Source organism: Proteus mirabilis ATCC 29906 (assembly GCF_000160755.1).
GTDB lineage: Bacteria > Pseudomonadota > Gammaproteobacteria > Enterobacterales > Enterobacteriaceae > Proteus > Proteus mirabilis.
This window is the reverse complement of sequence record NZ_GG668576.1, coordinates 175884-201971: the sequence shown is the minus strand read 5'-3', so window position 1 is coordinate 201971 and position 26088 is coordinate 175884. Positions and strand designations below refer to the sequence as shown.

The 26088-nt window shown below is 39.4% G+C and carries 27 protein-coding genes; 9 read left to right on the top strand and 18 right to left on the bottom strand.

The features are described 5' to 3' along the window. Positions 1–56 precede the first annotated feature (56 nt). Positions 57–827: an iron efflux ABC transporter permease subunit FetB gene (gene fetB, locus HMPREF0693_RS00965; protein WP_004242789.1), complete on the top strand. Its 771-nt coding sequence runs from the start codon at positions 57–59 to the stop codon at positions 825–827. 44 nt (positions 828–871) lie between these two features. Here fetB and ycgN read toward each other — a convergent pair whose 3' ends face one another. The 4 genes from ycgN to HMPREF0693_RS00945 are packed head-to-tail and all read right to left on the bottom strand — an operon-like array spanning position 872 to position 3498. Continuing rightward, on the bottom strand, positions 872–1315 hold the full coding sequence (gene ycgN, locus HMPREF0693_RS00960) for a cysteine cluster protein YcgN (protein WP_004242788.1): 444 nt from the start codon (positions 1313–1315) through the stop codon (positions 872–874). Positions 1316–1348: 33 nt separating this feature from the next. Beyond that, positions 1349–2005, bottom strand: coding sequence for a fumarylacetoacetate hydrolase family protein (locus tag HMPREF0693_RS00955; RefSeq protein WP_004242786.1), 657 nt, complete (start codon positions 2003–2005; stop codon positions 1349–1351). A 53-nt stretch (positions 2006–2058) separates the two neighbouring features. Then, entirely contained in the window at positions 2059–3186 is a 1128-nt protein-coding gene (locus tag HMPREF0693_RS00950; RefSeq protein ID WP_004242785.1) for a lytic murein transglycosylase, read from the bottom strand. Positions 3187–3210: 24 nt separating this feature from the next. Continuing rightward, a complete protein-coding gene (locus tag HMPREF0693_RS00945) occupies positions 3211–3498 on the bottom strand; it encodes a YcgL domain-containing protein (RefSeq protein ID WP_004247993.1) in 288 nt (95 codons plus the stop codon). Between the two features lie 133 nt (positions 3499–3631). Here HMPREF0693_RS00945 and minC point away from each other — a divergent pair, with 133 nt between their 5' ends. From minC to minE, 3 genes are read left to right on the top strand one after another with little or no spacing between them, the layout of a single operon-like run. Next, the gene (gene minC, locus HMPREF0693_RS00940) at positions 3632–4333 is read left to right on the top strand and encodes a septum site-determining protein MinC (protein WP_004242783.1); all 702 of its coding nucleotides are present in this window, start codon (positions 3632–3634) and stop codon (positions 4331–4333) included. Positions 4334–4355: 22 nt separating this feature from the next. Continuing rightward, positions 4356–5168, top strand: coding sequence for a septum site-determining protein MinD (gene minD / locus HMPREF0693_RS00935; RefSeq protein ID WP_004242782.1), 813 nt, complete (start codon positions 4356–4358; stop codon positions 5166–5168). 3 nt (positions 5169–5171) lie between these two features. Further along, positions 5172–5441 carry a cell division topological specificity factor MinE gene (gene minE, locus HMPREF0693_RS00930; RefSeq protein ID WP_004242781.1) on the top strand — a complete coding sequence of 90 codons (270 nt, stop codon included), beginning with the start codon at positions 5172–5174 and terminating at the stop codon, positions 5439–5441. A gap of 273 nt (positions 5442–5714) precedes the next feature. Here the strand turns inward: minE and rnd are convergent, their stop codons facing one another. The 5 genes from rnd to yoaA all read right to left on the bottom strand — a co-directional run bounded on the left by rnd (position 5715) and on the right by yoaA (position 12340). Further along, on the bottom strand, positions 5715–6833 hold the full coding sequence (gene rnd / locus HMPREF0693_RS00925) for a ribonuclease D (RefSeq protein ID WP_004247992.1): 1119 nt from the start codon (positions 6831–6833) through the stop codon (positions 5715–5717). Between the two features lie 99 nt (positions 6834–6932). Next, positions 6933–8621: a long-chain-fatty-acid--CoA ligase FadD gene (gene fadD / locus HMPREF0693_RS00920; protein ID WP_004242778.1), complete on the bottom strand. Its 1689-nt coding sequence runs from the start codon at positions 8619–8621 to the stop codon at positions 6933–6935. Between the two features lie 302 nt (positions 8622–8923). Then, positions 8924–9517: a Slp family lipoprotein gene (locus HMPREF0693_RS00915; RefSeq protein WP_004242776.1), complete on the bottom strand. Its 594-nt coding sequence runs from the start codon at positions 9515–9517 to the stop codon at positions 8924–8926. Between the two features lie 90 nt (positions 9518–9607). Continuing rightward, complete coding sequence (gene tsaB / locus HMPREF0693_RS00910) at positions 9608–10309, bottom strand: tRNA (adenosine(37)-N6)-threonylcarbamoyltransferase complex dimerization subunit type 1 TsaB (protein WP_004242775.1); 702 nt, start codon at positions 10307–10309, stop codon at positions 9608–9610. 93 nt (positions 10310–10402) lie between these two features. After that, entirely contained in the window at positions 10403–12340 is a 1938-nt protein-coding gene (yoaA, locus tag HMPREF0693_RS00905; RefSeq protein WP_004242774.1) for a DNA repair helicase YoaA, read from the bottom strand. A gap of 85 nt (positions 12341–12425) precedes the next feature. Between yoaA and HMPREF0693_RS00900 the strand changes: the two genes are divergently transcribed. Beyond that, positions 12426–12770: a RidA family protein gene (locus HMPREF0693_RS00900; RefSeq protein ID WP_004242773.1), complete on the top strand. Its 345-nt coding sequence runs from the start codon at positions 12426–12428 to the stop codon at positions 12768–12770. Positions 12771–12799: 29 nt separating this feature from the next. On the opposite strand, the gene HMPREF0693_RS00895 is transcribed toward HMPREF0693_RS00900, so the two are convergent. From HMPREF0693_RS00895 to zwf, 4 genes are all read right to left on the bottom strand, one after another. Beyond that, positions 12800–13663 carry an SDR family oxidoreductase gene (locus HMPREF0693_RS00895; RefSeq protein ID WP_004242772.1) on the bottom strand — a complete coding sequence of 288 codons (864 nt, stop codon included), beginning with the start codon at positions 13661–13663 and terminating at the stop codon, positions 12800–12802. A gap of 291 nt (positions 13664–13954) precedes the next feature. Continuing rightward, on the bottom strand, positions 13955–14287 hold the full coding sequence (gene mdtI, locus HMPREF0693_RS00890) for a multidrug/spermidine efflux SMR transporter subunit MdtI (RefSeq protein WP_004247986.1): 333 nt from the start codon (positions 14285–14287) through the stop codon (positions 13955–13957). Position 14288: 1 nt separating this feature from the next. Continuing rightward, positions 14289–14729: a multidrug/spermidine efflux SMR transporter subunit MdtJ gene (gene mdtJ, locus HMPREF0693_RS00885; RefSeq protein ID WP_004242769.1), complete on the bottom strand. Its 441-nt coding sequence runs from the start codon at positions 14727–14729 to the stop codon at positions 14289–14291. A 582-nt stretch (positions 14730–15311) separates the two neighbouring features. After that, positions 15312–16787, bottom strand: coding sequence for a glucose-6-phosphate dehydrogenase (gene zwf, locus HMPREF0693_RS00880; protein ID WP_004242768.1), 1476 nt, complete (start codon positions 16785–16787; stop codon positions 15312–15314). Between the two features lie 354 nt (positions 16788–17141). Here zwf and HMPREF0693_RS00875 point away from each other — a divergent pair, with 354 nt between their 5' ends. Next, positions 17142–17984 (top strand): MurR/RpiR family transcriptional regulator, encoded by an 843-nt coding sequence (locus HMPREF0693_RS00875; protein ID WP_004242767.1) that lies wholly within the window; start codon positions 17142–17144, stop codon positions 17982–17984. 230 nt (positions 17985–18214) lie between these two features. After that, the gene (gene pyk, locus HMPREF0693_RS00870; RefSeq protein WP_004242765.1) at positions 18215–19657 is read left to right on the top strand and encodes a pyruvate kinase; all 1443 of its coding nucleotides are present in this window, start codon (positions 18215–18217) and stop codon (positions 19655–19657) included. Between the two features lie 89 nt (positions 19658–19746). On the opposite strand, the gene lpxM is transcribed toward pyk, so the two are convergent. The 3 genes from lpxM to znuA form a co-directional block, all read right to left on the bottom strand. Continuing rightward, positions 19747–20721, bottom strand: a complete 975-nt coding sequence (gene lpxM, locus HMPREF0693_RS00865) for a lauroyl-Kdo(2)-lipid IV(A) myristoyltransferase (protein ID WP_004242762.1) — start codon at positions 20719–20721, stop codon at positions 19747–19749. Positions 20722–20827: 106 nt separating this feature from the next. Beyond that, a complete protein-coding gene (mepM, locus tag HMPREF0693_RS00860) occupies positions 20828–22156 on the bottom strand; it encodes a murein DD-endopeptidase MepM (RefSeq protein ID WP_004242759.1) in 1329 nt (442 codons plus the stop codon). A gap of 12 nt (positions 22157–22168) precedes the next feature. After that, on the bottom strand, positions 22169–23113 hold the full coding sequence (gene znuA, locus HMPREF0693_RS00855) for a zinc ABC transporter substrate-binding protein ZnuA (RefSeq protein WP_004242757.1): 945 nt from the start codon (positions 23111–23113) through the stop codon (positions 22169–22171). Positions 23114–23187: 74 nt separating this feature from the next. Between znuA and znuC the strand changes: the two genes are divergently transcribed. Together znuC and znuB are read left to right on the top strand one after the other, a co-directional pair. Beyond that, the gene (znuC, locus tag HMPREF0693_RS00850) at positions 23188–23913 is read left to right on the top strand and encodes a zinc ABC transporter ATP-binding protein ZnuC (protein ID WP_004242756.1); all 726 of its coding nucleotides are present in this window, start codon (positions 23188–23190) and stop codon (positions 23911–23913) included. Continuing rightward, positions 23906–24691 (top strand): zinc ABC transporter permease subunit ZnuB, encoded by a 786-nt coding sequence (znuB, locus tag HMPREF0693_RS00845; RefSeq protein ID WP_004242754.1) that lies wholly within the window; start codon positions 23906–23908, stop codon positions 24689–24691. The genes znuC and znuB overlap by 8 nt, the downstream gene beginning before the upstream one ends. A 460-nt stretch (positions 24692–25151) precedes the next feature. Here the strand turns inward: znuB and HMPREF0693_RS19365 are convergent, their stop codons facing one another. Both HMPREF0693_RS19365 and HMPREF0693_RS00835 read right to left on the bottom strand, forming a co-directional pair. Beyond that, positions 25152–25364, bottom strand: coding sequence for a hypothetical protein (locus HMPREF0693_RS19365; RefSeq protein WP_223293443.1), 213 nt, complete (start codon positions 25362–25364; stop codon positions 25152–25154). A gap of 166 nt (positions 25365–25530) precedes the next feature. Next, positions 25531–25716 carry a hypothetical protein gene (locus HMPREF0693_RS00835; protein ID WP_004242751.1) on the bottom strand — a complete coding sequence of 62 codons (186 nt, stop codon included), beginning with the start codon at positions 25714–25716 and terminating at the stop codon, positions 25531–25533. Between the last annotated feature and the right edge of the window lie 372 nt (positions 25717–26088).

The following is a 26088-nucleotide window of genomic DNA, read 5'->3' as shown; positions in this document are numbered from 1 at the left end:
GACTTCCATTACCCCCTTAGTTTTAACTTTATTGAGCAGTGAGCAAATAAATTATTATGAACGAACATACAATCAGTAATGAATCTCTTATTTTTTCTCTGTTACTGGTCTTAGTGGCTATATTTATTAGCCGAAAAGAGAAACTTTCATTAGAGAAAGATATTATTTGGAGTACCGCCCGAGCGATAATTCAACTCTTTATTGTTGGCTACGTATTAACTTATATTTTCGACGTCGACCATATTATCCTTACATTTCTAATGGTCTTATTTATCTGTTATAACGCTGCCTATAATGCTAAAAAACGCAGTAAATACGTTAAAGATATTTTTATTATCTCGTTTGTCGCTATTACCACAGGGGCATTGCTCACCTTAAGTATTTTACTTTTTACTCATGCTATTGCCTTTACCCCTATCCAAATTATTCCTATTACCGGTATGATCGCGGGGAATGCAATGATTGCGACCGGACTTTGTTATAATCAGCTTGGGCAACGTTTTGAAAATCATCAACAACAGATCCAAGAAATGTTAAGTTTGGGGGCAACCCCTAAAATTGCTTCAATGGCTATTATTCGAGATAGTATTAAATCGTCGTTAATTCCGACCGTTGACGCAGCCAAGACAGTGGGGATTGTAAGCTTACCTGGAATGATGTCTGGATTAATTTTTGCCGGTGTTGATCCACTACAAGCGGTTAAATACCAAATTATGGTCACCTTTATGTTGATGGCAACCGCCAGTATTTCAACAATTATTGCTTGCTATTTAACCTATAAGAAATTCTTTAATCAACGCCATCAATTAATGACGTTTAATCAATAAAATAATGGCTCTCCCTCTGTGTAACACAAAGGGAGAGCGCAATATTAACCGCGTCCTTTGGGGCGATTAAGAATATGATCTTCCCAGTCTTCAACTTCCACTTCAGGAACAGCAATATATCTTACTGAGATATTACCTTGATGCATTTTTGCTTTATTACCTGCAATAAGGGGATGCCAATCCGCTAAAGGCTTCCCTTCTGCTAATAAGCGATAAGCACAAGTCATCGGTAACCATTCAAACGTCGGCAAATTATATCGCGTGAGTTTGATACAATCAGGCTCATAACGAAAACGATCTTCATAGTTACTGCATTGGCAGGTTTTAATATTTAACTGATTACAAGCGACGTTAGTAAAATAGATCTCATCAGTATCATCATCCATTAACTTGTGTAAACAGCACTGCCCACACCCGTCACATAACGATTCCCACTCATCATCACTCATTTCATCCAAAGTTTTTGTCTGCCAAAAAGCCTGTGTCATCTCTACGTTATTACCTTATTGCTCATCATATTATTAAATAACCCGTGTGGTCAGCTGATGTTCATTGACACTTAATACCAACATATCACCCGATGCTAAGGGACCGACACCTTCAGGTGTTCCCGTTAAAATGACATCACCTGGGCGAAGGGTAAAAAAGCGCGACATATAACTGATAAGGGGTAAAACAGGCGTTAGCATATCACGACTGTTGCCTTGCTGACGAATTTCACCATTAACTTTCAACATTAAGTCAACATTTTGGGGATCACCAAAAGAGTTCACCGGAATAAATCCCGACAAAGGCGCTGAACCATCAAACGCTTTACTTTTCTCCCAAGGTTGTCCCGCTTTTTTTAATTGACTTTGTAAATCACGTAAAGTGAGATCTAAACCAACACCAAAACCAGCAATAGCACGATCAACCCTATCTTCATTGGCTTGTTTCAGTGGCTGACCAATTAATACCGCTAACTCTATTTCATGATGCACCGCCCCCATCTCTTTGGGGATCGCAATAGGTTGGCGAATATCACACATCGCCGTTTCTGGTTTAATAAAGATAACCGGCTCTTCAGAGCGCACCGAGCCCATCTCTTTTATGTGGTTTGCATAATTACTGCCCACACAAATCACTTTATTAACAGGAAAATCAAGCAACGAACCTTCCCAATCTCTATGTTGATACATAATATTTTCCTTATTAGGTAAATCGCTGTGTTTTATGTCACTGCTAACGTGATTTAGTGTTGAGTTGGCAGTGTATTTATTTTATTGGCAACGCCATCAGCCATCGTCACAATGCTCAAAGCAAAAAAGTAAGAGCTATTCCAATGCATGATAGTACGGAAATTTTGGGTGACTAAATAACTTCTATGCAAATCATCATCAGGAATTATCAGCCATACCTTCATATCATCACTTAATTGGCTATTAGCGGGTAATTGCACCCCTAGCGCCTTCCATTGTGCGACCGTTTTTTGTTGCTCTGTTTTTATACCTTCCAACTGTTGATTAAAATTAGCAGGTAAACTGACTTGTTCCCCCCAAGGGAGATCGCGTTGCCATCCCTCGGTTGCTAAATAATTAGCGGCTGAAGCAAACGCATCTTCACGGCTATTCCATATATCAATGTTGCCATCACCATTGCCATCAGCAGCGTAAGTCAAAAATGAAGATGGCATAAACTGTGTCTGCCCCATTGCGCCTGCCCAAGAGCCTTTTAAACGCTGGCCTACAGGTAAATGTCCATTTTCGATTATCTCAAGTGCGGCCATTAATTGGCGACTAAACAAGGCCTCACGGCGACCTTCAAAAGCTAATGTGGCCAGTGCTGAGATAACATCTTCTTTTCCTTGTACTCGACCAAAACCACTTTCTAATCCCCATAAGGCAACAATATAATTTGCAGGCACATCATATTGATTGCTGATCTGCGCTAGGGTTTGTTGGTTAGCTTGATAAAGTTTCGCCCCTTCTGCGATACGTCCTTTCGTCACCACTCGAGGTAAATACACATCTAAAGTAATTTTCTTTTCTGGCTGATTACGGTCTGATTTCACCACTCTGTCAATAAAGTGAATTTCCGAAAAGGCAAAATTGATAGTTTCAGGTTTATAACCCAATTCAGCCGCTTTTTGTTTTAAAGCATCTACATAAGCAGGAAATTGTGCAGGTGTCCGTGACTGTTTTGGAAACGCCTGTTCAAGTGAGGCAACATCAATCTGTTTCCAGCGAGCCGGTGCTGATGTCGTAATATCGGCAATTTCACTTGTTACAGGTTTTTTTTCTGCACTCTTCTGATGGCTATCTGCACAAGCAGATAGCAAAACAGTAGAAACAATCACCGCGATGAACGAATATTTGAACATTTATGCTCCTTTTATCTCGATGATTTATTCAGTTTTTTCTGAATTTTTTAATTCATCTAAATAAGCATTTAACATACTTTCGACGGGAGGTGGCACTTGTAGATAAAAACCTTGGTCAGTCAACGCTTGTTTGACTTTTTCTATGTCTGCATTCGCTAAACGCTGTCTTTGCGCGAGATCTAGCAACATTGCAAACTGTGGTTCACCAAAACTTTGTAATAATTCCTCAGGAATTCGAGAGAAATCATCTTTTTTTTCGATGTATAAATAAGTTTGATCACGCTTGGTACTACGGTAAATTGCACAAATCATTTTCATTAAACTCTAATTATTAAAATAAGCGACTTGCCTGAATATTTTAGTAAATATAACATGCTTATATAATTTCGTAATATCGTCTCTGGTTTTTTGTGCCAGATTATAGAAAATTTACTGAGTCAGATAGATGTCAAACACGCCCATTGAGTTAAAAGGCAGTAATTTTACCCTCTCGGTACTTCATTTAAATGATGGATCACCGAAGGTTATTCGTCAGGCTATTTCAGATAAAATTGCCCAAGCGCCTCAATTTCTGAAAAATGCGCCTGTTGTTATCAATGTCTCTGCTATCGCAGATCAAACGATTGATTTTAAAAAACTGAGGCGAATAGTAGAAGATGCTGGCTTACGTGTTGTGGGAATTAGTGGTAGTCATGACGCTCAACAAAAAGAAGCGATAATTGCCGCACAGTTACCTATTCTAAATGAAGGTAAAATAACTAAGCCAGCAGCTCAGGCAAATAACGATAAAACGAATGAAGTACCGATAAATGTACGACAAAAAACCAAAATCATTCATACACCAGTGCGTTCAGGGCAACGTATTTACGCACCAAATAGCGATTTAGTCGTGTTAAGCAATGTCAGTGCTGGCGCTGAATTAATCGCAGACGGTAATGTACATATTTATGGTGTATTGCGTGGACGGGTTCTTGCCGGAGCATCAGGCGACCAAGAGAGCCATATTTTTTGTACACATTTATCTGCAGAACTAGTTTCCATTGCTGGTCAATATTGGCTAAGCGACCAAATTCCTACAGATTTTGTTGGCAAATCAGTCCAACTTAGTTTGCAAGAGAATGAATTAACAATCGAGAACTTAATTTAGAGCATCGACAAGGAATCACTCCATGGCACGCATTATTGTTGTTACGTCAGGTAAAGGTGGGGTTGGTAAAACAACTTCCAGCGCGGCCATTTCTACCGGCCTCGCTCAAAAAGGGCATAAAACGGTTGTTATCGACTTTGATATCGGGTTACGTAATCTTGACCTAATTATGGGTTGTGAGCGTAGAGTCGTTTATGACTTTGTTAATGTTATTCAAGGTGATGCTACTTTAAATCAAGCCCTGATTAAAGATAAACGTACAGAAAACCTTTATATCCTCCCTGCTTCACAAACAAGAGATAAAGACGCTTTAACCCGTGATGGTGTAGAGCAAGTGTTAGATGAACTGGATGAAATGGGTTTTGATTTTATTATTTGTGATTCACCTGCAGGGATTGAAAGTGGCGCACTTATGGCACTCTATTTTGCAGATGAAGCCATTATCACCACCAACCCAGAAGTCTCCTCTGTACGTGACTCAGACCGTATTTTAGGTATTTTAGCCTCTAAATCACGTCGCGCTGAACGAGGCGAAGATCCTATTAAAGAACATCTTCTATTAACACGCTATAATCCAGGCCGAGTAAGCCGTGGTGATATGTTAAGTATGGAAGATGTGCTAGAAATTTTATGTATTCCACTGCTGGGTGTTATTCCAGAAGATCAATCCGTTTTACGTTCATCAAACCAAGGTGAGCCTGTTATTCTTGATAGTGAATCTGATGCAGGTAAAGCTTATTTAGATACAGTAAATCGTTTATTAGGTGAAGAACATCCATTCCGTTTTATTGAAGAAGAGAAAAAAGGCTTCCTAAAACGCCTTTTTGGGGGGTAAAAGATGGCTTTATTAGATTTTTTTCTGTCGCGTAAAAAGTCGACAGCAAATATTGCCAAGGAGCGCCTACAAATTATCGTAGCAGAGCGTCGACGTGGCGATACTGAGCCAGCTTATTTACCTGATATGAAAAGAGATTTATTAGGTGTTATCTGTAAGTATGTGCAGATAGATCCCGATATGCTATCTGTTCAGTTTGAGCAGAAAGGCGATGATATCTCCGTACTAGAATTAAATGTGACATTACCTGAAAATGAAGAATCACCTAAGTGATCATATTTAATTCGCTGATATAAGCTAATGATCCACAGAGCCAGCTATAAACTATCACATATTTGCTTGGCTCTGTGTTTTTAATTATATATAAACTGGCTGAATACAAATGTGCAAATAGCGCTATATATTGTTGCTATTTTAAACATTCATTAATAATAAGTTGGAGTTGCTATTTATTGGATGATAGAAGGATGATAGAAACTCATATTGGGTTTGAGAAAATTTCAGGCTAAATAATTACTCTTTAGCCTGAATTAATATAACGTGATATTAAGGATATTGCGCCAAAATTGCAGTAATTTTTTCTGCTAATAATGCTTTACGCCAGCGTGAAAGCAATTCAGGCTCCCCTGTTTTAATTTTCCAGTGAATATTAAGCAATTGGTTTATTTGTCTTCTTGAGGCTAATAACTCGGGGTTATAACGCTGTCCTTCACTTACCTCTTGGATCACCGTTTTTATTGCTTTAAAGGCTTTTTTATAGTTAGGTTGTTCAATTAAATTGCCAATAGGCTCAGGACAATCTTCATCTTTGATCTGTTTGGCTTTGGCAACAAAATCCAACAAGCGACGGCCATGACAACGAATTTCTTGCCCCGATAGAGAAAGCGCATCTAATTCAGCAAGAGAGGTCGGTAAATAGCGTGCTACTGACCATAAATGCTCTTCCCTTACAACAAAATTTAATGCCATATCACGGGCTCTAGCTTGATTTAAACGCCATTCTGCCAACATTTTTAAGCATGCTAATTGTTGACCTCGTAATTGCCATGCATTACCAATATCGCGATAGGCAAGCTCTGGTGATACGGTCTCTTGGCGACGCTCGGCTATCATTTCACACTCATCAACAATCGCGTCCATATAACCGGCTTCTTGTGCCTGTGCGATTAATTTCTTAGCTAGAGGTAACAAATAAAACACATCACCACTCGCATATTGGCACTGTTTTTCGGTTAATGGGCGCGCCAGCCAATCTGTTCGTGATTCACTTTTATCGAGAGCAATATGTTCATATTTCTCAACTAAGGTGGCAAAACCACAAGAAATGGGATAGCCCAGAAAAGCGGCCACGACTTGGGTGTCTATCATGGGTGTCGGAACACAACCAAATTGATGAGAAAACACTTCAAGATCTTCACTTCCAGCATGCAAATATTTAAGTACTGCGGGATTAGTTAATAATTCAACAAAAGGAGTCCACTCAGTAATGGTCAGGGGATCAATAAGAGAGATCTGTTTCCCATCGTACATTTGGATAAGCCCCAAATGTGGGTAATAGGTGCGTATACGGACAAACTCTGTATCTAATGCAATTTGTGATACCTCAGACGCTGCTTTACAGACATCTTCTAGTGCTGTGTTTGTCGTGATAAATTGATAATTCAAAACAGGTTTCTCTTGTGTTTTTATGTCTAATGACTTTTTCGTAAAGACAAAAACGCCGGTATAAACCGGCGAATTTATCAAAGGTTATACTTTGTTGTATCAAGATCCAGTTGATGTTTTCAACTGTTTTTCTTCATTTCTTAATTCTCTGCGTAAAATTTTACCAACATTTGACTTAGGCAGCTCTTCTCGAAACTCAATAATCTTAGGTACTTTATAACCCGTTAAGTAACGGCGACAATGAGTTTTAAGTTCATCTTCTGTCAATGAGGGATCTTTTTTGACAACAAAGATTTTCACAGTCTCACCCGAGCTTTTACTCGGTACACCAATAGCTGCTGATTCTAAAACTTTCGGGTGCGCAGTAACCACTTCTTCAACTTCATTAGGATAGACATTAAATCCTGAAACCAAGATCATATCTTTTTTACGGTCAATGATGCGGATAAAGCCTTCATCATCCATTGTGGCAATATCACCTGTGGCAACCCATCCATCATGTAGTACTTCTGCTGTCGCATCAGGACGATTCCAGTAGCCTTTCATGACCTGAGGGCCACGAACCCACATTTCACCGCCTTCTGTGCGAGACACTTCATTACCTTCATCATCCATAAATTTTACTTCCGTTGAAGGTACAGGAAGCCCAATACTACCACTGTATTTTTTCAGGTTATAAGGGTTACCTGTTACTAAAGGCGAACACTCAGTTAAACCATAACCTTCTAATAGATGCTTACCGGTTAATTCTTCCCACTCTTTCGCAACACTACTTTGTACGGGCATTCCGCCACCAACAGAAAGGTTGAGCTTAGAAAAATCAAGTTGACGAAACTCAGGATTATGTAGCCAAGCATTAAATAGTGTATTTACCCCGGTAATCGCCGTGACAGGATAACGCGATAACTCTTTAATAGTGCCTTTAACATCTCGTGGGTTCGTTATCAGTAGGTTTTTCCCGCCAACTTCAATAAATAACAAGCAGTTCACGGTTAAAGCAAAGACGTGATACAAGGGTAAAGCGGTTACCACCAGCTCTTTCCCTACATTAAGTGCAGGAACATAAGCGGCTTTAGCTTGTTCTAGATTAGCCAACATATTACGATGAGTTAACATCGCGCCTTTCGCAATTCCTGTGGTACCACCAGTATATTGTAAGAAGGCTAAATCATCTCCAGTAATTTCTGGCTTAATATATTGCATTCGGTAGCCTAAATGCATCGCTCGACGAAATGATATCGCGTCAGGCAAATTATATTTTGGGACTAATCGCTTGATATATTTAACCACAAAATCAACCAGTGTCGCTTTAGGACGAGATAGCTGATCTCCCATACGTGTTAAAATAACGTGTTTAATGCTGGTGTTAAAGACGATTTTTTCCAGCGTATGGGCAAAATTAGAAACAATGACAATAGCTGTGGCGCCACTATCATTAAGCTGATGTTCAAGCTCTCTTGGTGTGTAGAGTGGGTTTACATTGACCACTACCATACCGGCACGAAGAATGCCGAAAAGCGCTATAGGATATTGCAGTAAGTTAGGCATCATTAAGGCGACACGATCACCTTTTTTCAATCCTAAGCCATTTTGCAAATAAGCGGCAAAAGCACGGCTACGCTCTTCTAGTTTGCGGTAAGTCATGACCTCGCCCATATTGATAAAGGCGGGTTGATCTGCGTAATTTGCGACAGCGTTTTCAAGCATCTCTGCAAGAGATGCAAAACGGTCCGGGTCAATTTCAGCCGGAACATCTGCCGGATAACGTTTAAGCCAGACTTTTTCCAAAGTAGTACTCCTGATTAATCGCACTTCTTGGTTAATATTATGTTTCTTTTTAACAAAGTATTAACTCATCCTACCAGCACAAACAATTTTCTGTTGTGAAGATGCGAAGTGTATCACTAAATTTTTTCTTTTTATGTTTAACAAAAAAGAAGGCGGTCAAAACCGCCCTCTCTTTTGTTGTCTTCATCTTTAATAATTATATTAGATAATTGCCATCTAATATATTACAGGTATTGATTATACACCGTTTCAAACTCATAAAGGTAAAATATTATATCGTCATTAACAATTATTCTAGTTTATTACTCCAAAACGGGGACAACTTGGCCAGTACCATATGGATATGCCCCATAGCCGCCGTAGCCATAATTATACCAGTAAGGGGCATTACCATAGTATCCCCATGTCATAACAGGCGCAGGCATAATAACTTGTTGCGTTAATGTCCAGCGTTTCATTCCTGTAACATCGATACGTAAAAATGGATAAACGGCTTCACCCACTTTGCCTGTTTTTACACCTTTGATCGTACCCACTACCGTGACATACTGATTTTTATAATCTGTTGGATCTAAAAAATGAGTAACATTCGCATAAAGACGACCAACAGAAGGTTGCTGTAACTCAGGAGCCGCATCATAGTGAGAAAGTGGCATCACAGCAATTTCTAACTGGGTTGATGAAGGTAGATTCTTAACCTCTATCACTCGCCCACCAAAACGACCTTCTTGACCGACATAAAGCTCCGGTGCCGCTAGAACTACATTTAAGTCAGTAACAGGAGTTGCTGTTGTCCCTTTAATAGATTCAGGTATAGAGACGCAGCCCGTTAGTAATAGAGCGCCAGATAAAAATAGCGCTTTACTTACCAAACGGTAGTTTAATTGTCTGTTCATAAACCACCTCTTTGTACGTCATTAAGTACGTTACACGCTAAGATAAGTATAGCGTCACTCTGTCACTTCTAACAGAAAATCGCTAACAATCTATTCCCGTCCTGGTAATTTTTTCCAAGTGACTTCATTACGTAAATAAACAGGCTCGGCCTCTTCTACTTTAGTTGCTTTCCCTTCATGCCATGCGGTAACGGCAAGTGGCAACATATCTTGTGCCGCAGGCAAAGTAATTTGCGTTTCAACCACGGTAAAAGGCAATGATAAAGCTAAATCAGGATAAGCTTGCCACCCCGTACCCGCAATTGCCCAGCGACCTGTGGTAGCTTGTAGCGTTTCGGCAAATTGTTCTGGTTTCATTACCGCTTCTGTTTCTTCACCAGACCAAATGCCAGCGTCATTACGTTGATATTGGGCACAGTAGATTTCCCCCATACGGGCATCAATGGCGACTAAAACTTGCTTAATGCCTGTTGTTCTAAAGACGCCTTCTGCCATGGTGGCAAGAGAAGAAATACCAATCAGTGGCAAATTAGCCCCTAGTGCGATACCTTGCGCAACACCGACACCAATGCGAACACCGGTAAAACTGCCCGGACCACGACCAAAAGCGAGGGCATCTAAGGATTGCAGTGATAAATTGGCTTCTTCTAAAGCACTTTTCACCATTGGTAAAATTTTTTGTGTATGTTCACGCGGTGAAATTTCAAAACGTGAAGCAACGACACCTTCATTCCAAACCGCAACAGTACAAGACTCAGTTGCGGTATCAATTGCTAAAATTCGCAGTGACACGCCATAACTCCGGCAGATTCAATAAGTAAAAAGAGAAAGAATAATATCATAATAGTATTCAACAGAATAAATACACATCATATGTAATCACTATTATGACTCCGACACTATTTCATTTCGTTGTGCCCGTTGGCTTAAAAAATAACTGGTTTTTTCTAATGAACGGGTTCGTGGTGATGGGGGCAAACTACTTAAAAACACTTCCCCATAAGGTCTTGAAACTAATCTATCATCACAAACAATAATGGCACCATAATCATGTATATCGCGGATCAAACGCCCGACGCCTTGCTTTAGAGTGATCACCGCATCAGGGATTTGTACATCCCGAAATGCATCACCACCACGTAATTGACAATCTTCAATACGTGCTCTTAATAATGGATCGTCAGGTGCGGTAAAGGGTAATTTATCAATGATCACACAAGAAAGTGTATCTCCCCTGACATCCACCCCTTCCCAAAAACTTTGGGTCGCGACAAGTAACGCATTGCCTGAGGAAACAAATTTTTTCAATAATTGCGATTTCCCCATTTCGCCTTGCATTAACACGGGAAGTGGTAAGCTGGCTTTAAACTCTTCGGCTAATCCACGCATCATAGCGTGAGAGGTACAAAGAAAAAAACAACGCCCCTGATTTTTTAAGATCACAGGAGCCAGCATAGCGGCTAAACGCTTCGCGGTGTATGGTTGATTTAACGGAGGTAAATAACGTGGTACACAGAGCAACGTTTGATGTTGATAATCAAATGGGCTATTTAAAATTAATGTTGTGGCATTTTCCAGTCCTAATCTATCTGTGTAATAAGACATTTTTTCATCTACAGAGAGTGTTGCAGAAGTAAATATCCAACTACTTTTATGGGACTTTATCAGCTCACGAAATTTATCAGCAACCGAAAGTGGCGTGATCGCCAGTAAAAAATGACGACCATAGCTTTCAAACCAATAACTGTATCCGGCAATCGTCGTATCAATTAGGCGTTTTAAACGATTACGATAAAGTGTTGCCCGTTCAAACGCACTATCCAGTAATTGGCTACGCCCTAAAGAGAGCTTCATTACATCATAACTTAGCTCTAACGCATCATCTAATAAGGTTAAATAGCGTTTGGTTTCCTTATTTTGTAATAATTCCCTTAAGTTACCCCGAAAACCCGTATCACCTAAGCTAAGACGAAAATCTTGTACCATTTGAGTTAAACGGTCAGCACTTTTTTGCAGTTGCACTTGATCACGCACTTCAGTGCGATACGCCACAATCATATCTCGCGCTAGATCGAATAATTGACGACTAGTGAGCTGTTGACCGAAGTAGTGGCTCGCTATATCAGGAATTTGATGCGCCTCATCGAAGATCATTATCTCCGCATCGGGGATCAGCTCACCAAAACCAGTATCTTTTACTACCGTATCTGCCATAAAAAGGTGATGATTAACAACCACCACATCAGCGGCTAACGCATTTTTACGGGCACTTAATACATAACACTCTTTGTAGCGAGGACAATCACTGCCCAGACAATTATCATTAGTGCTAGTCACCAATGGCCATACTTTGCTATCTTCCGCCACACTATGACAGCGACTAATATCACCATCTTCTGTTTGCGTTGACCATTGGCGTACATGCATAACATCAGCAAGTACTTCTGCTTCTAAATCACCGCCACTGAGCATTTGCTGATCTAAACGTTCTAAACACAAATAATTAGAGCGACCTTTTAATAAAGCCGTTGTACCATCGTAGTCTAGCGCTTCTATTATGGTGGGGAGATCACGACTATACAGTTGATCTTGTAATGCCTTAGATCCGGTAGAGATGATAGTTTTTTTCCCAGAACGTAATGCAGGCACAAGATAGGCATAGGTTTTCCCTGTCCCGGTCCCCGCTTCTGCAATAAGCACACCTTGTTTATCAATAACCTCTGTTACTGATATCGCCATTTGTCGTTGAGCTTCACGGGGATGAAATCCAGGAACGCGTCGGGTTAAAATCCCGTTTTCTGCAAAATCGTCTGACACAGGCATACTCTTTTTATAAAATAAGACGTAAATTATGCCAGTGGATAGCTAAAAGTACCACCCACGTTATTAATACAAAGGAGAATTTATCGTGACTATAAAACGTATCGATCCAGAGGACCGTTGGTCTGAAGCGGTTATTTATAATGATACTGTCTATTACACTGCAGTTCCTGAAAACTTATCAGGGGATATAATCGAACAAACTGCAGATACATTAGCTGCTATTGATGTGTTATTACAAAGAGTGGGATCGGATAAAAGTAAGATCCTTGATGCAACACTATTTTTAGCAGATAAAGCCGATTTTGCAGGTATGAATCAAGCATGGGATGCATGGGTTGCTAAAGGGAGCGCGCCAGTACGTTGTACCGTTCAGGCTCAACTCATGCATCCTGAATATAAAGTAGAAATTAAAATCATCGCTGCTCTCTAATTTTTTATTAGCACCCGCACATGCGGGTACTATTTTCTCTTATATCTCGGATCAGCTAATTCAATATAATAATTTGATAAATGATCATGCCCATAACACATACCAATATGACTGTTTGCCATAAAAGTTAAAAAAAACTCTAATGGCCCATAAAATTTTTGGCTCGTGAAATGACGTAACGTAAAAATAGTTATTTTTCTTAACGTATCGGGTAAATGGATTATTTTAATTTTTTTATCTAATGCGCTTCCTGCGAGTTCACATATTTGATTCAAAGATAGAATATCCGGTCCACCTACAGTGAATTCATTTATATTGGTTGTCATTTTCTCGACAATAAATTGCGCTAAATCTTTTCCAGAAATAGGATTTATTTTTTGTTCGCCATCACCAAATAAATAAACTTTACCCGATGCTGCCATCTGTAAAAAATCCCCCATATCGCTAAAATAGCCATTAGGTCTTACAATACAGTATGCTAAATTGGCTTGTTTTAATTTATCAACAAAGCGCTCCTTTGCTTGAAAAATCTTTAGATTTCGGTGTTTTTCGCCATCAATAGCCGAGATATAAATAAATTTATTAACCTTCGATTTAATCGCTTCTTCTAATAAATTGGCATTTGCCTGATAATCCACATCCATATAGGTTAACCCTTCTTTTTGCCGAGTGATCCCTACCGTTGATATCACGCAATCAATATTTTGAGCAATCAAAGAAAGTTGCTCTGGTTTTGTGATCTCGCCAATAAATATATCATCAACATCAGCAAACTTTGTCGCTTGTTGATGATTTCTAACTAAAACACGTACCCAATATCCTTGTTTTTTTAATTCTTGAACTAAAAAACCACCCAAATATCCTGTTGCTCCCGCGACTAATATCCGTTTCATTTCAACTCCTTTATTTTTTAATTATCATGAAAAGTAACATCAATGATAAATTAATAGCAACTGCGTTTAGCATAATAAATGCAATATACTCACCATTGTTAGTGATAGATTCTATAGCATCTTCAAATTTCACTCTTTTTAGTGTTGAAATAGTAAGGTTATTTTTACTATAAACTTTTGTTATTTTAAACACATCGTTTTTAATAGATATTTATAGAAACAAAAAAGCTAAGTTTACAAGAAACTTAGCTTTTTTATTTAATATGCTTTACTTTGCTATGTAAAATAGAGTTAAGCGAATTTAATCATTATCATACCGACTAATAATAATATAATTCCACTCCATCCTTTATAATTTAGGCGTTGATTAAATAAGATCCACCCAGCGGCGATAGTGGCAATAATACCAAAAGCTCCCCATAGTGCGTAAGCAACAGAAAGCTCTATCCCCTTTACGGCCATTGCCAATGAACTAAATGCGCCTAATACACAAAGCAATGACAATATTCCCAACCCCCAACGACTAAAACCGTTAGACATTTTCAAGAATATATTGGCCACGATTTCAAGCACAACAGCAAGAAGAAGAAAAGCGCCATGCCACCATTCAAATTGAGCTAACATATTAAGCCTCTTTAACATTAGAAGAAATTGGCTTATTAACTCCCTTTACCACAGTAGCAACCTGTTTGGCTTTTCCGGCAATATTTTTTACCGAATCGGTTGTTTTTTTAGCAACCGCCGATTTTTTAGTGCCTGACTTAATCAGAGTGATCCCCGCAATTAACATTGCTAAACCACCTAATTTTAATGCTGACAGTGATTCACCAAACCAAAGCACGCTAAATGTTGTAATAATGACAATTCCAATACCTTCCCACAGTGCATAAGCTACACCTAATGCCACTTTTTTTACGGCTATGGCTAAAAAGATATAGGAAGTGGCAATCATTAACCACATAACGATCATACCAGTGTAACCACCGCTGACACTGGCATACTTCATTGATAAAGTGCCGATCACTTCACAGATAATAGCTAAAACTAAAAATATCCAATAAATCATTTTTCATCTCTCATACACGTTTAAAGCACGCCTAAACGTTTCTTGCGCAGAAGATAGAGAATATGCAGATAGTCTTTCTGGCGGTATAAAACCGAACGTTAAGGCAACGTTATTTCCTGATATATCAGGAAGTAGGATGAGAAATTTCTATAATGCGCCACACCAGTAGTGTTCGCTGGATAAAATAGCAGAAAGGAATAACTTATAAGTAGAACGTTTAACTTTTACGCTTTTGGCGCTAGTCATGATTATTTATTCTTTCATCGCGCAGACCATCCGCACGATATACTCCGAACCCTCATATAATATGGATAAATGTTACATGATATTTCTATCATGCCGAATTATTTAAAGCAAGGATCTTCTGCAAAAATTTTTTAGGTAATTGATTGGTTTTATTTAGGTTTTAAGTTGAAGATTGCAATACACTGCATAGTTAATCAATTCTTAGCTGAACTTGTTATTAATTTATTCATTTATATCGCAGTAATCATGCTTAATAAAAAAACACCGCAAAACTCGACCTCTTATTTTACGGTGTTATTTATATTAGTTAGGGACTATATCTGACGATGAAATTCCCTACTCAATTTCATTCCAAGAGCGGCCATCACGAGTGATCATTGCAACAGATGCAACCGGCCCCCATGTTCCTGCTTGGTATGGCTTAGGTAATTCATTATCGCATTCCCATGCATTAATAATTGAATCGACCCATTTCCATGCTTCTTCTACTTCATCACGACGGACAAATAGCGCTTGAATACCCCGCATTGCCTCAAGCAACAACCGCTCATAAGCATCAGCTAAATGAGTTTGATTAAAAGTTTCGGAGAAACTTAAGTCTAATTTAGTGGTTTGTAAGCGGTGTTTATGATCAAGACCTGGTGCTTTATTTAGCACTTCAATATCAATACCTTCATCAGGCTGTAAACGGATAGTGAGTTTATTTTGTGGTAACTCTTGATAGGTTTCACTGAAAATATTCAGAGCTGGTTTTTTAAAATAGACCACCACTTCCGAGCATTTACTTGGCATACGCTTACCGGTTCTTAAATAGAAGGGTACACCCGCCCAACGCCAGTTATCAATATCAGCACGAATTGCAACAAAGGTCTCTGTATTACTGGCTTTATTTGCACCCTCTTCGTCTAGATAGCCCGGTACTTTTTTACCTTGTACAAAACCAGCCGTATATTGCCCACGAACCGTTTTTTCACGGACATTAGTCATATCAATACGACGTAATGAGCGCAGTACTTTCACTTTTTCTTGGCGGATACTATCAGCCGTTAAATCAGCAGGTGGTGACATGGCGATCATCGTCAAAATTTGTAATAGGTGATTTTGCACCATATCACGCATTTGACCCGCTTGATCGAAATACCCCCAACGTCCTTCAATACCAACTTCTTCTGCCACCGTGATTTGGACATGATCTATCGTTTTGTTATCCCAATTATTAACAAATAAGGAGTTAGCAAAACGTAAAGCCAATAAGTTTAAAACGGTTTCTTTACCCAAGTAGTGGTCGATACGATAAATTTGACTCTCTTTAAAGTATTTCGCCACACTGTCATTAATAGAAACTGAAGACGCTAAATCTGTTCCTAGTGGTTTTTCCATAACAACACGGTTTGGCTCTTTATTTAATTTAGCATGTCCCAAACCTTTACACATCGCACTGAAAGTACTTGGTGGCATTGCAAAATAGTAAATCGCCGGTAATTTGTCTTGTTTTAGATGTTTTGCTAACTCAATAAAGTGGTCAGTTTCATTGACATCAAGATTACAAAAATCGAGACGAGCACTTAAACGTTGCCAAATTTCAGGGTTAATCTCTTCTTTTAAAAAAGTTTGTAATGCTTCATGGGCAACATTTGTATAAGCAGCTACATCCCAATCAGCACGACCAACACCGATGATACGTGTATCAGGGTGAATATATCCTGCCTTTTCCAGTTGATAAAGTGATGGAATTAACTTACGACGGGCAAGATCCCCTTTAGTACCGAAGATAACCAGATCACAGGCCTGAGCAGTCGATATCGCTGCCATAGTACGTCTCCTCATGATGAGATTTTGTAATTTTGTTACATAATTTCGTATTAATGTACTCTTTTGGGTGTACGCAGTAAATACGCTTGCGTGTTTTAGTCTTTAACGCCCCTTACATCTTATTAACCAACAGTTTTTTATGTCTAGCTTTTTCTATTTCTATGTAAATTTACAACAGTTTTGTTAATTGTTTTCAGCTTTGAAAGTTAGACACAGGTCATACTTTGATGAAAAAAGCCCTTTTAAGGGGCTGTCAGCGATGTAAGTGCTGTTATATGCGTAGTATATTTTCATAAAACCGTTATAGATTTCTCCTTTTATTGAAATTGGCAAAGCCAAGGATCTGTATATTTAATGAATATATTGGAAAGGGTTCAGTCTAGTCTGGACATCTTGAGTAAATCAGAAAAAAAAGTGGCTGAGGTTGTTTTAACAACACCACAAACCGTGATCCATTCAAGTATCGCTCTTATGGCGAAAACAGCTGATGTTAGTGAGCCCACTGTAAATCGTTTTTGTCGACGCATGGCAACAAAAGGATTTCCAGATTTTAAGTTACAATTAGCACAAAGCATTGCCAATGGTACACCTTATGTCAATCGTAACATTGATGACTCCGATTCTGTCTCTGCTTATACCAATAAAATATTTGAATCCGCGATGGCGGGTTTAGAGACTGTCAAAAATAATCTCGATATTGCGGTTATTAATCGAGCTGTCGATATTCTTACTCAAGCAAGAAAAATCTCGTTTTTTGGTCTAGGTGCTTCTGCCGCCGTCGCACATGATGCCATGAATAAATTCTCACGTTTCAACATTCCCGTGACCTATTTTGATGATGTTATCATGCAACGAATGAGCTGTATAAATAGTATCGACGGTGATGTTGTGGTGATTGTGTCTCACACAGGTCGTACTAAAAATTTAGTCGAAATTGCTAAAATTGCACGTGAAAATGATGCATCAGTAATAGCGATTACCACTTCTGGCTCTTTATTAGCCGCCGAAGCAACGTTACCCATCTTACTTGATGTACCGGAAGATACCGATATCTACATGCCGATGATTTCTCGCCTTGCACAACTTACCGTTATTGATGTTCTGGCTACAGGGTTTATTTTACGCCGAGGGCCAAAATTTAGAGATAACTTGAAGCGTGTCAAAGAAGCATTACGCGATTCGCGCTTTGATAAGTAACCGTTTTAAATGAATTTGTTAGTATAGTCACATTTAGCAGTGTGCCCTTGACTAGATAACTTTTTGAAAAATGGTAGCATAACTGCGAGCTAACTCTCACATATGATGAAAACACCTAAGTATGTTACAATTAGCTTGAAGCGTTTCACTTAACATATTGGATAGAATGTTACTTACCTCCGTTTTATCCAATAGCCAATACCTTTCGTTCAAGGTCAACGGAGTAATGCATGTCCAGACGGCTCAGAAGAACAAAAATTGTTACCACCTTAGGCCCAGCAACAGATCGTGATAATAACCTAGAAAAAATCATTACTGCTGGTGCAAATGTTGTTCGATTAAATTTCTCTCATGGCTCTGCAGAAGATCATCTTGCTCGTGCTAATCGCACCCGTGAAATAGCAGCTAGACTTGGTCGCCATGTTGCTATTTTAGGCGATTTGCAGGGTCCGAAAATCCGTGTTTCGACATTTAAAGAAGGCAAAGTATTTCTTAATGTGGGAGACAAATTTCTCCTTGATGCCAATTTAGAAAAAGGCGAAGGCGACCAAACTAAAGTCGGTATTGACTATAAAGGGTTACCTGCCGATGTTGTTCCTGGCGATATCTTGCTACTTGATGATGGACGTGTTCAATTAAAAGTCCTTAAAGTCGAAGGCCTGAAAGTTTTCACTGAAGTGACTGTCGGTGGCCCATTATCTAATAATAAAGGGATCAATAAACTCGGTGGTGGTCTTTCTGCTGAAGCATTAACTGAAAAAGATAAACAAGATATTATTACTGCAGCCAAAATTGGTGTTGATTATCTTGCTGTCTCCTTTCCAAGAACAGGCGAAGATCTTAATTATGCACGTCGCTTAGCACGTGATGCAGGCTGTGAGTGCCAAATTGTCGCGAAAGTTGAACGTGCCGAAGCCGTTGCCAATGATGAAATTATCGATGAGATCATTCTCGCTTCTGATGTTGTCATGGTTGCCCGTGGTGATTTAGGCGTAGAAATTGGTGATCCTGAATTAGTCGGGGTACAGAAAAAACTCATCCGTCGTGCTCGTCAGCTAAATCGTGTTGTTATCACAGCCACTCAAATGATGGAATCGATGATAACTAACCCAATGCCAACTCGTGCAGAAGTCATGGACGTCGCCAATGCGGTATTAGATGGTACAGATGCCGTTATGTTATCGGCTGAAACAGCAGCAGGACAATATCCCGCTGAAACTGTAGCCGCAATGGCACAAGTCTGCTTAGGCGCGGAAAAAATGCCTGCGGCCAATGTATCAAAACACCGTTTAGATATGGTATTTGATAATGCTGAAGAAGCGATAGCCATGTCAACCATGTATGCAGCTAACCATATGAAAGGCGTTAATGCGATTATCGCTATGACTGAGTCCGGTCGTACTGCCCGTATGATGTCACGAATTAGCACCGGTTTACCTATTTTCTCTATGTCACGCCATGAGAAAACATTAAACCAAACTGCACTTTATCGAGGTGTTACGCCTGTTTATTGCAGTACTCATACTGACGGTATTGCTGCCGCTAATGAAGCTATTATGCGTTTATGTGAAAAAGGCTTTTTAGTTTCAGGTGATTTAGTCTTAGTCACGCAAGGTGACCAGATGGGTACGATCGGAAGTACCAATACTTGTCGTATCCTTACCGTAGAATAATCGTTCTTATTCTTTTATAGCAAAATGGCAAACGGGCACTTTAAATAGTGCCCGTTTTTTTATCTTCCTATTCGTTCACCAGCAATGGACTAGTCTAGGATATTCTCACGCGCATAAGGTTCTATTTCCCCCTCTTTACGCGTTTTTAATAGTTTTAAGATCCAAGTATATTGCTCTGGTGTCGGTGAGACTAACGCTTCTAGCTCTTCATTCATCCGACGCGCAATATAACGATCATCTTGCCCTTCTATATCATCCATCGGCTCACGGATAATAATCTTTAGTTGATGCGTTTTATGACAGTAAACAGGAAACAGTGGCACAATGGCCGCTCTGCATACTTTCATTAATCGGCCAATCGCCGGTAATGTGGCTTTATAAGTACCAAAAAAATCCACAAATTGACTATGCTCGGCACCATGATCTTGGTCAGGTAAATAATACCCCCAAAACCCTTGGCGCACCGTTGAAATAAAAGGTTTTATCCCCGCTTCGCGCGAGTGTAAACGTCCGCCGAAATGGTAACGTGCTTTATTCCATAAATAATCAGTCACCGGATCTTTTTGGTGGTGAAACATTGCTGCCATTTTTTGCCCTTTAGCAGCCAATAACATGGCAGGTACATCAACAGCCCATCCATGCGGTACCATAAAAATAACATTACGCCCTTGTGCTTTTAAGCGCTCTATAATCTCTATCCCTTCCCAAGAGGTACGCTGTAATGTGTGTTTAGCCCCTCTTAAACAAAGATCTGCAAGCATCACGAAAGACTGTGGCGCTGTTTCAAACATTTTATCAAGCACATCTTCTCGTTGTGCTTTATCCCAGTGAGGAAAACAATATCTTAAATTGATATCTGCACGACGTCTGGCACTTTTCGCTTTACGCCCAACAAAACGACCTATAGAAGCAAGGAGCGGATCACGCCATTTTACCGGCATATACGCTAATGCACACAATACGCCTGCACCAAACCAGGTTCCCCAATGACGAGGATGCAAATAGGCGCGGTGAAAAGTCGGTACATAACCCGCTTTACTATCTGTATCTTTTTCTTTATTCATCAGATAACTCGCTGAACTGACACCTCTAAATAGGCGTAAAAATCATTAAAACAAAAACGGATGATATCAATCATCCGCTTTTATGTCTTTAACTTCTTGTTTAATGTCAATTATCTAACGTTAATTGAGGCATGATCTCTTTTACTTTAGCTAAGTATTCACGCTTCTCTTTGCCTGTTAGGCCATCTGCACGAGGTAATTTAGCTGTTAATGGATTAACTGCTTGTTGGTTGATCCATAATTCATAATGTAAGTGTGGCCCTGTGGAGCGCCCTGTATTTCCGGATAGTGCAATGCGATCACCTCGTTTTACACGTTGTCCCGGTTTGACTAACAGTTGGCGTAAGTGCATATAACGAGTGGTATATTGGCTACCATGACGGATAGCAATAAAATTACCTGCTGCACCACTGTATTTAGAGACAATGACTTCACCATCTCCTGTAGCTAAAACAGGCGTACCAACAGGCATAGCAAAATCAACCCCTTTATGCGGTGCAACACGGCCTGTGACAGGATTGATACGGCGAGGATTAAATTGAGAAGAGACTCTAAACTGTTTTACCGTTGGAAAACGCATAAAACCACGTTCTAAACCACCTGCTTGGCTATCATAGTAGCGGCCATCTTCAGCAAGAAAAGCATAGTAATCTTTACCACCACTTCGTAACCGCACACCAATAAGTTCGCTCTGTTCGGTACGACCATCTAAGACTTCACGAGAAAAAAGGGCTGAGAATTTATCACCACTTTGTAATTTTCTAAAGTCTAATTGCCATTGCAAAGCTTTAGTCACTGCGCGAGCTTCTGCGTTAGTTAAGCCAGCATTTGTTGCACTTGCAGAGAAACTACCACGGATAACCCCTGTGGTCACACTATTTTTCCATTCGCCTTTTTGGAACTCTTTTGCTTCAGTAAAACCTGTTTCCGTACGCGTATAAACACGAGTTTCTCGGCGAGAAACGCCCCAACTTAACTCTTGCAATAAACCATCATCATCAAGTTTCCAACTTATTGGTTGGCCTATTTTAAGGTTTCTGAGATCTTTATTTTGATTGGAGAGCGTTGCAATATCAGCTGAGTCGATACCAAATTGCGTTAATATCGAACTTAATGAATCTCCACTGGAGACAATATAAGTATGAGGAACCTGTGCCACTGCGGTGCTAGTATCGACACCATCATCAGCACCTACAAGTCCTTCATCTGTTAGCTGATCACTACTGTCGGTAATAATATCGTCGGTGTTTTCCCCTTGGGTTGTTAGGGGAGTCTGAATACTGATAGGAACTTCTCTGCTTTGTTCGGTGTGAAGCACAACTGGCCGCCATATTGCGACAGCCAGTGTTGCTGCAGTTAACGAACCAAGCATAATTTTATGTGGTAAGGGTAAATTTAAATATACCTGTGCAATGGATCTCGTCTTCTGCTGCACGTTCTTAATTCCTTATTGTGTTTCATTCAGGCAGCTCGCATATTGGTTAGCTAATTGGGTAAGGAATTTCACATAACTATCTTGAGTTAATGCAATCCCACTTCCTAGGGGATCTAATACCCCCATTTTAACTCCAGTGCCTTTCGCCACTGTCTCAATTACTGTCGGCCTAAATTGTGGCTCAGCAAAAATACATGTGGCTTTTTGCTCAACCAACTGTGTTCGTATTTGATGTAATTTCTGTGCACCTGGTTGTATTTCAGGGTTGATCGTAAAATGACCTAATGGCTTTAAATTATAATGTTTTTCGAAGTAGCCATAAGCATCATGAAAGACAAAATAACCCTTGTTTTTAACAGGCGACAGAATATTAACAAGATTTTTATCTGTTTGCTTGAGTTGTTCGCTGAATTTACTTAGGTTTACGTCCAGAAGTTCTTTTTTATCTGGATAGAGCGTCACTAACCTATCGTGGATCTGTTTTGCAGACGACAACGCAATCTCTGGTGATAACCAGATGTGCATATTATAATCACCATGAGAATGATGTTCGTGATTTTCCTCATGTTTATGCACATTGTCATTATCATCTTTCAATAAAAGCGACTTTATTTTGTCAGTTTCCGCTAAAGCCAGCTTATTTTTGTCACTAAGTCTATTTAATGGTCTATCTAAAAAGACTTCCATATCCGGCCCAACCCATACCATTAAATCTGCTGAGGTGATTTTGCGTAAATCCGAAGGTTTTAATGCATAATCATGTGGCGATGCCCCATCAGGTAATAAAACTTCTGTTGGCGTTACACCATCAGCAATTGCTGCCGCAATAAACCCTATCGGCCTAATTGAAGCAACAACATCTGCCTGAACAGATGAACTAAATGAGGCTATCATAGCAGTCACTAAACATGATTTAATTAAAAAACCATGCGCAAATTTGTTGTTTTTATGTAACATAGGCAAAATTCTCGTGAAACGTCATTGGAAATGTTATATTATAACGTTTCAATGATTCTGCAAGTGCTAATTTTATGTCTGACTTAATTCGTTTAAAATCGGTTGGTGTCTCTTTTGGTGAAAGCGTTATTCTAAAAGATATCTCTTTTAATCTAAAAGCAGGCCGTATTCTTACCTTACTTGGCCCTAATGGTGCGGGTAAGTCAACGATTATTCGTTTGGTTTTAGGGTTGTTGGCTCCCTCTTCTGGAAAGATTGAACGTCAACATAGTTTACGTATTGGCTATGTACCTCAAAAACTCTATCTCGATCCAACTATGCCATTGACAGTCAAGCGGTTTATGACCTTAAAACCGGGTGTTAAAGATAAAGATATTTTACCTGCTTTAGAACGAGTCAATGCAGCAAAATTAATAAACGCCCCTATGCAAAAATTATCAGGGGGTGAATCACAACGTGTTTTACTCGCCCGAGCTTTACTTAATCAACCACAACTGTTAGTTCTAGATGAACCCACTCAAGGGGTTGATGTAAATGGTCAATTAGCCCTCTATGATTTAATTAATCAGCTTCGCAATGAATTAGGCTGCGCAATTTTAATGGTGTCACATGACTTACATCTGGTTATGGCTAAAACAGATGAAGTGCTCTGTTTAAATGGTCATATCTGCTGCTCAGGTACACCAGATGTGGTTTCTTCTCACCCTGAATTTATAGCTATGTTTGGTAGTCGTGGTGCTGAACAACTGGGTATTTATCGTCATCATCACCAACATAATAAGGAGTGTCATCATGATTGAGTTGCTGTTACCGGGCTGGATCGCCGGTATGCTCTTAGCGATGGCCGCAGGTCCATTAGGCTCCTTTGTTGTTTGGCGCAGAATGTCCTATTTTGGCGATACCCTCGCCCACGCCTCTTTATTGGGGGTCGCTTTTGGCCTGCTGTTTAATATAGAGCCTTTTTATGCCGTTATTGCCGTAACTTTGCTGTTAGCTATTTTATTAGTTTGGTTAGAACTAAAGCCTCAACTTTCTGTTGATACCTTGTTAGGTATCATGGCTCATAGCGCCCTTTCTTTAGGGCTTGTTGTCGTCAGTTTAATGGCCAATGTTCGTGTTGATTTAATGGCATATCTCTTTGGTGATTTACTCTCCGTTAATTACCAAGATGTGATCAGTATTTTTATTGGTGTCGTTATTGTTTTATTAGTGATTATCCGTTCATGGCGTCCACTTCTTTCAATGACTATTAATCAAGATATGGCTTTTGTCGATGGTGTGAATATTAAACGCGAACGTTTAAAATTGATGATGATCACCGCATTAACAATTGGGTTGGCAATGAAATTTGTTGGTGCACTTATCATTACGTCACTATTGATTATTCCCGCAGCAACAGCGCGCCGTTTTTCACGTTCACCAGAACAGATGGCAGTGATTGCCGTCGCTGTAGGTATGTTTGCTATCACTGGGGGATTAACTTTCTCTGCATTCTATGACACCCCTGCAGGCCCATCAGTAGTATTAGCCGCCAGTAGTTTATTTGTATTGAGCTTGCTTGTACCAGCAAAGCAGTAGTTGTTTAGCGTTTATCTTATAAACAACAAAATAGCCTTTGCTAATTTATAGCAAGGGCTATTATAATTTTTTAATTACATCGGGTATTTCTTTACTCGCAAACTTTGTATCACTACCAGTTGGGATAAAATATTGTCCTTTGGGTGAACGGTTTCATTCAACTATTTTTATTCTTTCTTTACTTATATCCGCTATGCGGCACCCATCTGGATCGAAGACTATAATATGCCCACCAGTTGCTTTGAAATATGTTCTAGGTTCTCCCATCAACGGTAACTTGCCACTTCAGTCTTCCGGCTTTGTTGATACATTAATATTTACTCATTGTATTCGATAGTTGCTTCTAAGGCCGTTCTGAGCCAATCCCAAAATGAATCAAACTTACCGACATATTCATAACCTTCACTTGCAAAATCGTGAATAATAATAACCTGATGACGGCTATTTTTATCCCAACACGCTACATCATCATTATCTTCCCGATGGGCAAAAGGAATAATATTTCTATTTGTTGGGTATCTTTTTTTAAACCACCAAAACGAACCCTGAGCCGCTCTCCTTCCAAAATAATCCAAGGATCAAAATTAAGTAAATTTTGCTCAACTATTCTGAGAAATTCACGTGGGTAAGAAAACCATTCTGGCATTTCGGTTTTGGTTAGTAATTGTTCCATATTAATCAAGAGATCCTATAATTTGCGCATTGCTAGTTGAGTTTCTTCTTTAATTCGAATAAATTAATTGTTGAACCTAAATAAACAGAATTTTACAAGTTAAAACCTTTAATTAGCGCCAACTTAAATTGACCATCAATTTTGAACGAAGGTCTCCAGTCTATATCTAAAAGATATTCATTAGTACATTATCTATTTCAATAAATGTTGGGCAAAATAAACCAGCACAGGCAAGAACGCCTTCTAAATCAACAAAATTCGCCACAAAATTAGTCAATAGTACATTTGCAGGATAACCCGATGGAAACTTCTTAAGTAACGAGTTTGATACTATACCGTCATATATATTCATTCTATCCCCAGTAATTTTCTAATTTCATCAGGAAAACCCCTATCTACAAGACACGCAGTTAGATGATTTTGTGTATTCCATAAATACAGCCATTCTCTATTATATGTCTCTATTACATGGCGGGACGGTAACAAAACTGTACCATCGCCGGCGATACACCTCAAAGGGCAGTGGTTCAGGATACAAGGTTTGATACGGATTTCACTTTTACGGTGAATATTCTAAATGAGTGTTTGGTATTGATACCGGACAGTGAAGACATTCGAACTATGAAGCAACAGAACCAACAGCAGCAAGCGCAGTTAAGCGATATTAAGCTACAATTGCAGGCGTTGCTTATCGAATAAGAGATAATTAATTGCCTACTTTCGG